General features: G+C 46.6%; 9 protein-coding genes and 1 pseudogene. 4 read left to right on the plus strand and 6 right to left on the minus strand.

Features of this window, described 5'->3' with window-relative positions; translation table 11 throughout:
- Nucleotides 1-18: 18 nt before the first annotated feature.
- The 4 genes and pseudogenes from pntA to M977_RS24635 all read left to right on the plus strand — a co-directional run.
- Nucleotides 19-1,548, plus strand: a complete 1,530-nt coding sequence (pntA, locus tag M977_RS20540; RefSeq protein WP_064518601.1) for a Re/Si-specific NAD(P)(+) transhydrogenase subunit alpha — start codon at nucleotides 19-21, stop codon at nucleotides 1,546-1,548.
- A 10-nt stretch (nucleotides 1,549-1,558) separates the two neighbouring features.
- Nucleotides 1,559-2,947, plus strand: coding sequence for a Re/Si-specific NAD(P)(+) transhydrogenase subunit beta (pntB, locus tag M977_RS20545; RefSeq protein WP_064518602.1), 1,389 nt, complete (start codon nucleotides 1,559-1,561; stop codon nucleotides 2,945-2,947).
- A 272-nt stretch (nucleotides 2,948-3,219) separates the two neighbouring features.
- Nucleotides 3,220-3,654, plus strand: coding sequence for a PACE efflux transporter (locus M977_RS20550; RefSeq protein ID WP_064518603.1), 435 nt, complete (start codon nucleotides 3,220-3,222; stop codon nucleotides 3,652-3,654).
- A 105-nt stretch (nucleotides 3,655-3,759) separates the two neighbouring features.
- A pseudogene (locus tag M977_RS24635) lies at nucleotides 3,760-3,891 on the plus strand (VOC family protein); the annotation flags it as partial.
- Between the two features lie 131 nt (nucleotides 3,892-4,022).
- On the opposite strand, the gene uspE reads toward M977_RS24635, so the two are convergent.
- The 6 genes from uspE to M977_RS20580 form a co-directional block, all read right to left on the minus strand.
- Nucleotides 4,023-4,973, minus strand: a complete 951-nt coding sequence (gene uspE / locus M977_RS20555; protein WP_064518604.1) for a universal stress protein UspE — start codon at nucleotides 4,971-4,973, stop codon at nucleotides 4,023-4,025.
- Nucleotides 4,974-5,110: 137 nt separating this feature from the next.
- Entirely contained in the window at nucleotides 5,111-6,397 is a 1,287-nt protein-coding gene (locus M977_RS20560; protein WP_064518605.1) for a site-specific integrase, read from the minus strand.
- A complete protein-coding gene (gene xisR, locus M977_RS20565) occupies nucleotides 6,397-6,612 on the minus strand; it encodes an excisionase family protein (RefSeq protein WP_064518606.1) in 216 nt (71 codons plus the stop codon). The genes M977_RS20560 and xisR overlap by 1 nt, the downstream gene beginning before the upstream one ends.
- 288 nt (nucleotides 6,613-6,900) lie before the next feature.
- The gene (locus M977_RS20570) at nucleotides 6,901-7,113 is read right to left on the minus strand and encodes a DUF1187 family protein (RefSeq protein ID WP_064518607.1); all 213 of its coding nucleotides are present in this window, start codon (nucleotides 7,111-7,113) and stop codon (nucleotides 6,901-6,903) included.
- 285 nt (nucleotides 7,114-7,398) lie between these two features.
- Nucleotides 7,399-7,665, minus strand: a complete 267-nt coding sequence (locus M977_RS20575) for a hypothetical protein (protein WP_064518608.1) — start codon at nucleotides 7,663-7,665, stop codon at nucleotides 7,399-7,401.
- Between the two features lie 131 nt (nucleotides 7,666-7,796).
- Entirely contained in the window at nucleotides 7,797-7,964 is a 168-nt protein-coding gene (locus tag M977_RS20580; protein WP_280643835.1) for a DUF1482 family protein, read from the minus strand.
- Nucleotide 7,965 lies beyond the last annotated feature (1 nt).

The raw sequence follows: 7,965 nt of genomic DNA on the forward strand, positions 1-7,965 counted from the left end.
CAGATGGAAGGGAATACTATGCGTATTGGGGTACCAAAAGAGCGGTGGGCGGGCGAATCCCGCGTGGCAGCCACGCCAAAAACAGTGGAGCAATTGCTGAAACTGGGCTTCACCGTCACTGTCGAAAGCGGAGCGGGTAAACTGGCGAGCTTTGATGACGAAGCATTTGTACAAGTTGGCGCGACCATTTCAGATACCGCTGACGTCTGGCAATCTGACATCGTTCTGAAAGTGAATGCACCGCAAGATAGCGAAATTGAGCTATTGCGTGAAGGTTCCACGCTGGTGAGCTTCATCTGGCCTGCTCAGAATCCTGAGTTGCTTGAAAAGCTTGCCGCTAAAAATGTCACCGTAATGGCGATGGACTCCGTGCCACGTATTTCACGTGCGCAGTCGCTCGATGCCCTAAGTTCAATGGCTAACATTGCGGGTTATCGCGCAATTGTTGAAGCCGCTCATGAATTTGGCCGCTTTTTTACCGGGCAGATTACCGCTGCGGGCAAAGTGCCACCAGCTAAAGTGATGGTCATCGGTGCTGGTGTTGCGGGCCTTGCGGCGATTGGTGCAGCCAACAGCCTTGGTGCTATTGTACGCGCCTTTGACACCCGTCCAGAAGTGAAAGAACAAGTGCAAAGTATGGGCGCTGAGTTCCTTGAACTGGACTTTAAAGAAGAAGCAGGCAGCGGCGATGGCTATGCCAAAGTGATGTCTGAGGCCTTCATTAAAGCGGAAATGGAGTTGTTTGCAGCCCAGGCGAAAGAAGTCGACATCATTGTTACTACGGCGTTGATCCCAGGCAAACCAGCTCCAAAACTTATCACCCGTGAAATGGTTGATTCCATGCAAGCGGGCAGCGTGATTGTCGATCTTGCAGCGCAGAACGGCGGTAACTGTGAATATACGGTTGCAGATCAGGTGACTGTAACGCCAAACGGCGTGAAAGTTATTGGTTACACCGATTTACCAGGACGCCTACCAACGCAATCCTCCCAACTTTACGGTACCAACCTGGTTAACTTGCTGAAACTGCTCTGCAAAGAGAAAGATGGCAATACCGTGATTGATTTTGAAGATGTTGTTATTCGTGGTGTGACGGTTATTCGTGATGGTGAAGTCACCTGGCCGGCACCGCCAATTCAGGTTTCTGCACAGCCTCAAGCTGCGGCGAAGAAAGCTGCTGTTCCTGTCGAAGATAAAAAACCAGCTTCACCATGGCGCAAATATGCGTTTATGGCGTTGGCGATCATTCTGTTTGGCTGGCTTGCAGACGTTGCGCCTAAAGAGTTCCTCGGCCACTTCACAGTGTTTGCGCTGTCTTGTGTCGTCGGTTACTACGTCGTCTGGAATGTTTCTCATGCACTTCATACCCCGCTGATGTCGGTCACTAACGCCATTTCAGGGATTATTGTGGTGGGTGCATTGCTGCAAATTGGTCATGGCGGTTGGGTTAGCTTCCTGAGCTTTGTTGCCGTACTGATTGCCAGTATCAATATTTTTGGTGGTTTCACCGTCACTCAGCGAATGCTGAAAATGTTCCGGAAGAACTAAGGGGTAACACATGTCTGGTGGATTAGTTACAGCAGCATACATTGTTGCCGCTATTCTGTTTATTTTCAGCCTGGCGGGGCTGTCAAAACACGAAACATCTAAGCAAGGCAACTTGTTCGGTATGGCCGGTATGGGTATCGCATTGGTTGCGACCATCTTCGGGCCAGAGACTGGCAATGTGGTCTGGATTATCGTTGCCATGGTTATTGGTGGCGCCATCGGTATCCATCTTGCTAAGAAAGTCGAAATGACCGAGATGCCGGAGTTGGTTGCAATTTTGCACAGCTTCGTAGGTCTGGCTGCGGTTCTGGTTGGCTTTAACAGCTATCTGGACCATGCTCCTGGCCTTGAGCCGATTATGGAAAACATCCACTTAACGGAAGTCTTCCTCGGTATCTTTATCGGTGCCGTGACCTTCACGGGTTCCATCGTGGCGTTTGGTAAACTGCGCGGCAAGATTTCCTCTAAACCGTTAATGTTGCCACATCGTCATAAACTGAACCTCGCGGCGCTGGTTGTTTCCTTCGCTATGCTAATCATCTTCGTGCGTACTGAAAGCGTTGGCTTGCAAGTATTAGCGTTGCTGGTGATGACTATCATCGCACTGATTGTTGGCTGGCACCTGGTTGCGTCAATTGGTGGCGCAGATATGCCAGTTGTCGTCTCAATGCTGAACTCCTACTCCGGTTGGGCAGCAGCGGCAGCGGGCTTTATGCTCAGCAATGACTTGCTGATTGTTACCGGTGCGTTGGTTGGTTCGTCCGGTGCGATTCTGTCTTACATCATGTGTAAGGCAATGAACCGTTCCTTCATCAGCGTAATTGCCGGTGGTTTTGGTACTGACGGTTCTTCTACTGGTGAAGATGACGAAGTCGGTGAGCATCGTGAAATCACAGCTGAAGACACAGCGGACATGCTGAAAAACTCAACGTCTGTGATCATCACTCCAGGGTACGGCATGGCTGTTGCGCAGGCGCAATATCCGGTGGCAGAGATTACTGAGAAGCTGCGCGCACGGGGCATCAAAGTTCGCTTTGGTATTCACCCGGTTGCTGGTCGTTTACCTGGCCACATGAACGTTCTGTTGGCGGAAGCTCGTGTTCCGTACGATGTGGTTCTGGAAATGGATGAAATCAACGATGATTTCACCGATACCGACACCGTTCTGGTTATTGGTGCGAATGACACCGTTAACCCGGCAGCACTTGAAGATCCTCGCAGCCCAATCGCGGGTATGCCAGTGCTGGAAGTGTGGAAGGCGCAAAACGTAATCGTGTTCAAGCGTTCGATGAACACAGGTTACGCAGGTGTGCAGAACCCGCTGTTCTTTAAAGAGAACACTCAAATGCTGTTTGGCGATGCCAAAGCCAGCGTTGAAGCGATTCTTAAAGCGCTCTAGTTTTTAAGTCGTAAGAGAGACTTCCCAAAACCGCCCGTTGTGGCGGTTTTTTTACGCCAGCTTTTTACTGGAGTAAAGCTTTAGCATTACGAACTGTACTTGTATACGTAGAGCTCGAAGGGGCCGATTCATACGGCAAGGAATTTCGGAGGTGCGCACAATTAGACGCTTTGGAAAAGCAGGGGGATAACTGCAGTTGCATCAAGAAGTGATTTTTCTAAGGTGCTGAATGTAATATATCGGCCATCTATACATCTGAGAGTTGTAACTCCATGAAAGTTGAATTAAATAAAAGTGCTAAAGAACGGTTATTTCATGCTGTGCTTTTTGAGATTATTGCAAATATTCTCATTGCCGTAGTCATGGCATTCGTTCTGCGTATCCCATTGCTGAAAACAAGCATCCTTTCCTGTGTTTCAGCGCTCACTGCAATGGCATGGAACTATATATTTAATATGCTTTTTGACCGTCTTCAGCAGCACTATGAGTTTAATCGTAATCTGCTGGTTCGTATATTGCATGCTGTGGGATTTGAAGCGGGTTTAATCCTGGTACTGACCCCAGTTGCGATGTTTTTGCTTAGCTTACCTTTAGCTGGTGCATTTGCAGTAGAGATTGGTCTTGTACTTTTCTTTTTGCCATATACGGTCGTTTTTAACTGGCTCTATGACTATGTTCGCTGGCATCTCGTCAGCACCTCGCTATAAAAGATGTAAATCGTGGCGGCAGTTCATTTCGGTACGCGTGTGGAATGAAGCGTTATCGTAAATAAGTATGGCTGGTAGATTCATCCAAAATTGTAGGAGTGGATTTTGAGAGTGCAGAAAAGATGCATGGGGTATGTGGCTATCGTTGTTGATGATTACGATCGCGCAATTGATTACTACACAAACAACCTTGGATCTACACTTGTTAAAGACACTCCACAACCAGGGAAACACTGGGATTTGTATCAAAATACCTGATGCCGCTTTTTTTAGTTGGCTAGTCCTGATATGAGATTGAACACTCCTCCCAACAAAAAAAACCGGTCACTTATTATGACCGGGCTTTTCCATTCTATGGAAACGACTTATTAATCGTCTTCTTCGTCATCCATTTCTACCGGTGTTTGGTAATCATCAGGTTTGATGACCAGCAAATCGCAACGCAAATGGTCGATAACTTGTTCGGCAGTATTGCCAAGGAATGCAGCAGAAAGGCCGGTGCGACCTACAGTGCCGAGCACCACGATACCCGCTTGCAAATGTTCCGCGAGATCAGGAATAACCTCTTCAGGTAATCCTTTCTCGACGTGAGTCATTTTCTCATCGATTCCAAATTTTTGGCGTAACGCTTTCATCGCAACTAAATGCTGGCCGCGAATAGCATCGTTATAAACGCTTGGATCAAAATCAGGGAGTTCAATGGCAATGTTAATTGGAGTAATTGGGTAGGCACCTACGAGGTGAACTTCAGTGTGGTTAACATCCTCGGCTAAGCGAATGGTCTCTTTAACCAGCTTTTCATTGAGCGCGTTGTGGTATTGCTCTTCACTTGCAAGGTTGACCGCAACGACCGCTCGGCCGCCTTCAGGCCACTGTTTTTCATTAACCATCCATACCGGGCTTGGGCACTTACGCAGCAGATGCCAGTCGGTTGGTGTGAAAATTACCGCTTCCAGTTTATCGTGCTGATGCGTCATTTTGAGCACCAGGTCATGACCACCGCTGATCACTTCCTGAATAATTGCCTCGAAGGGACGATTATGCCAAACCACTTTAATCTCAATCGGTACACCCGAATCGATGTAGTACTGGGCTTGTTCTTTTATCCAGGCTGCACGTTGGCTAATAACGCCTTTGCGCATAGCTGTGCGTTCATCTGGTGACAGAAGGGTGGTCATTTCGTAGGAAAAATCATAGATAGGCAGAAATGCTTTGATCCTGCCACCAATCCGTTGATGCAAATAAACAGCACGCCGCAGGGCGGGTTGATCGTCCTGATTAGGATCTATAGCGACTAGCATGTTTTGATACTTTGCCATACAGGTCTCCTTACAACTGATTAACCACAGTCTGTAAATTAAGATTAACCCATATGCGATGAATGAAACAGGTGATAAGTCTCTGTGGGATCAATAAATCAGGAAAATTTACGGCTCATGATTTTATACATCTAATTTTAAACAACTTTTAGTAATTTCAATTCTCCTTTGGGGCGTAATGGGGGCAAACTTGATGGAATTCGATTGTTTATCATGTTCACCTGATCCCGATCCATGTCACCAATCCACTTGGCATAAACCTCATAAACCATCCGTGAATCTTCATGTCCTAACTGGCTTGCAATAAAGGAAGGATTCGCGCCGGCAGAAAGCGACCAGCATGCGTAAGTATGCCTTGACTGGTATGAGTGACGGCTACGAACACCCGCGCGACGTAACCCATACCTCCATCCATAAGATATTGATGACTGGGAAAAGTAACCCGTCTTTTTCTTAGAGTGCGAAGTTGGGACAAAAACCGTCCTGATGGTTTGCTTTTCAGTTCTACCGTGCTCACGGTGGTGATAAAGAATTTCATGGCCCGGAAAACCCCCCGTGATTTTAAACTGTTCGGTAAGAGCATCAAGTGCTGGCTTCAGTAGCGATACCGTACGGATGCCAGCTTCCGTTTTTGGTGGAACGAAAATACCTCTTTGGGTCAGGTTGCGGGATATGCGTATTTCACCTTTCTGTAGATCAATATCTTCCCAGGCAAGTGCGCACAATTCCCCGTGTCTCATGCCTGTATGAATAGCTACCAACCAGATAAGCGTATGATGCCGGGAGAGTACCGACATAAAAGAATTGAATTCATCAAAGCTCAAAGGGTCTGGCGAACGTTTTGAAACTTTCAGCGCGGAGACACCTTCATAAGGAGAGTGGCTGATAAATTGACTGCGGTTAGCTATCTTCAACATTCCCGCCAAAAGACTCATGAGTGTATTTACTCTTGATGGTGATCGGCCCTGTTTTTTCAAATTTGGAAGCCCGGGGTTTAGCACCTGGCCAATCAGCAACTCTCTCCTGTAATTCAGCATATCAGCATGCTGAATGTCTGTTATGCATGTCAGGTTTCCTACGGTGCGTCGAAGCGTGTTAACTGACGATGTAATTGTTTGCATAGATGCTGCGGAAACTTCTAGAGATTTCGATTCGAGGAATAGATCGCAAAGTTCTGCGAAGGTGCTTATGCGTTTTTTTGTGCCGAACTTGCTCAGGGCTTTAGACTCTGGAAATCGCTGGGCATAATCAAACGTTCCCATTTGAATTTCACTTACGACCAGCGCACGAAAGTTACCTGCCTTTTTAATATTGGCGTTTGATACCAGCCATCCGCGAAGCACTTCACGGCAACGAGTGCCGCGATAAGTGAAGCTAATGCGAATTTTGCCATTATGTAATTCAACGCCGGTCGGGAAATTCATCATATATCCTGAACTAACTGATTTATCTTTGGGAGGTTGTACCAGAGCAGGCCTTTGGTACTGTCCGTCTGACCTTTTGCAGTCAGGTGCTTAAAGTGCACGCCTTCTACCCACAATTGCAGGCGGTAGTTTTTAATCTGGCCTTCACTAAGGCCAGTTCTCTCTGTTAGTCGAGATTCAACCATCCACTCTTCGTTAAAAACAATCTGCGCCATGATTCACCTCATGACCGACCTGTACTGTAAATCACAGGTCGGCGTAAAACTGATTACTGAAAATCACTACATTTACCGATGCCCGGGTATCGTTACCGCCAGCCACTACCGATCCCATTTCTTCCTGGCGCATGCCCTATATGGAATTTGTGGCAGAACTGACAGCGGTAGGCTCGCATTTGTCCCTGGTGGCCATAACGACGGTGAAGCATCTTTATCGCTATAAACGCACCTGCCAGAGTAGGGTGCCGCATCTTTCCATCGCATTGCTTACGACGCAGCCGGCGCTTACTTGCCATTTGCGGCCGCCTTACGTTTGCGGGGCACACTGACGCATTTAAAATTCTTCACCAACACACGTTCTTCTGCAGTTTTCCCGGCCTCTTTAACCTGGGAGAACTTCTTTTCGCATTGGGTGCTGGTTAGCCTTTCTTTTGACATACAGGTCCATTCAACAGGCAGCCCGCCAGGTTTCAGGATGGTGGCGGTAATTTTGTACATCAGTTATTTACCTCTTAGTGGAATCAGAAAGAGCATCATTTATTTTTTAGATTTAAGGTCAGTATTAATTAATTTCATTGAATGATTTTTTTAATTAACGGAACGTGCGTGCATATACATATTTGTTATTAGCTGTGCGAGCGGCTTTTAATTGAGCTTGCTGGTTTTTCTTTTCGACGCAATCTGCGCAGTAATAAACTGTTCTACAGGAATAGCCCTTTCCAATCTGACGACTCGTCAATGCTGCTTCCTCAAAGACCTGGGTGCAGTACGAACAGGCTCTGTTCATGGCTTCCATTTCCTTAAGTTAAAAATCAAGGTAGTACAGCGCTGCGCTTTAATTTCTGCCTCGCGAATTAAAAACCAGATACGAGTTACTTCTTCTAATGCGCAGTGATGGCAGGGATATGTGTCGTGAATAATCCCACCTGGAAATTTAACCGTTACAGTTTTGTCGTTGTTGAAAACTAAATAAGAAAATACATTTTCGTCTGCAATTGTTTCTGCAACATCGTGACTGATTTTATTAAGCGTAAAAATTTGAGAAAACATAACCAACCTTTATTTAGAATGAGTAATTCCCTGCCGATTAAGGCATATATTTGGAGTTCTTAAATTTGGCTTGTAGAAATCCCGTCGCATTATTAGCCGACATTACTTCTGGTGTTTTATTTGTCCGGAGTCTATTCCGTCATAGCTGGTTGTTCGCCAGAATGGATAATCTCATCAACTGGATAACATTCGCCACTAACATGCTGCTCAATTGCAGCTTCTTCACACTTATCCTGGCTGTAATAAAACCCCAAAACCACTTCCTGATAATCACCGTTGGTCATGCCTAAAGTCAGCACC

This window comes from Buttiauxella gaviniae ATCC 51604 (assembly GCF_001654835.1).
Classification (GTDB): domain Bacteria; phylum Pseudomonadota; class Gammaproteobacteria; order Enterobacterales; family Enterobacteriaceae; genus Buttiauxella; species Buttiauxella gaviniae.